The organism is Streptomyces sp. MnatMP-M17, from assembly GCF_900091995.1.
Lineage (GTDB): Bacteria > Actinomycetota > Actinomycetes > Streptomycetales > Streptomycetaceae > Streptomyces.
The window spans coordinates 1-1,241 of sequence record NZ_FMDK01001013.1; the positions used below are offsets into that span (position 1 = coordinate 1).

General features: G+C 71.5%; 1 protein-coding gene. It reads left to right on the forward strand.

Features of this window, described 5'->3' with window-relative positions; all coding sequences use genetic code 11:
• On the forward strand, positions 1 to 1,241 hold a 1,241-nt coding region (locus tag GA0115259_RS35150), incomplete at both ends, for an ATP-binding protein (RefSeq protein ID WP_141716823.1).

Here is a 1,241-nt window from a genome sequence, read left to right on the forward strand (position 1 = left end):
TGGCTCGCGCATTTCACCTCCCAGCTCGACCACGTGCGCGAAATCATCGCCAGGATGCGCGCGGAGGCCGGCCGGGGCGAGCGCCCGTCGCCTCCCACGCCGCCGCGCCCCGACGGGGCGGAGCAGTCCGGCGAGTTCGCACAGCTCAACTCCCTTCTGCTCAGGACGCTGTATGAGGCGATGCAGGGGATAGCCGAGGCGGCGGCGAGGCCGCAGGCGGTAACGGGCACGGTGAGTGTCGCGGGTACGGGTGTGGACGCGAAGGCGTTCGTCACGATCGCCGAGCGGCTGCTCGCGCTGGTCAGGCGGGCGCTCGACGGAATCACGGAACTGGAGCGTGAGACGGAGGACCCCGATCTCCTGGGCCGTCTGTACCGCGTCGATCACATCGTGACCCAGATGCAGCGGAAGATCGAGGGCGTGCACGTGCTGGGCGGCGCGGTCAGCTTCCGGGGGAATGAGCCCGTGCAGCTGTCCACGGTACTGCGCGCGGCGGGCCAGGAGATCGAGAAGTACGAGCGGGTCCGCACCGACTGGCACCGGAAGAAAAAGATCATGATTCCGGGGCATGTGGAGCCTGACGTCGTCCATCTGCTCGCGGAGCTCGCGGAGAACGCAACCAATTGCAGTCCCGGTGAGGTGCTCATCAGGGCGGAGCTGGTTCCTTCCGGCCTGGCGATCGAGGTCGAGGACCGCGGGCCGCACATGCTGGCGCACACACGGGAGCAGATGAACACGCTGCTGGCCGCCCCGGACAAGGTCGACGTGACCGAGCAGGTGAAGGACGGCCGGGTCGGGCTCCTGGTCGCCGCTCGGCTCGCTGAACGTCACGGCTTCACGGTCGAACTGCGCAGGAATCTGTTCGGGGGGACGACGGCGGTCGTCGTCCTGCCGGACGCACTGGTGTCCGTGCAGGACGCCGACGCGGAGCTGTACGTGCCGGCGCCGCCGGAGGCCGCTGCTGCCCGGATACCGCTGACGGTGGCCCCGGCACCGGCCCTCCCGCAGGCGCAGGCACCTGCCCTGGTCAGCACGTCCGCGGCGTTGCCCCGGCGGCGGGGCCACTCCGCGCTCCCCGCCCAGAACACGGACACCGGCCAGAACACGGACACCGCCGGGGCGCCGGAGATGTCCGGGGCGCCGGGCACCGCGGATGCGGCGGACGGGGATGTCCGGCCCTCGCTGCCCCTGCGGTCCGATCCCGGCCAGGGTGTGCCGGCGCCCGGCGCCGGGCGGGTCGA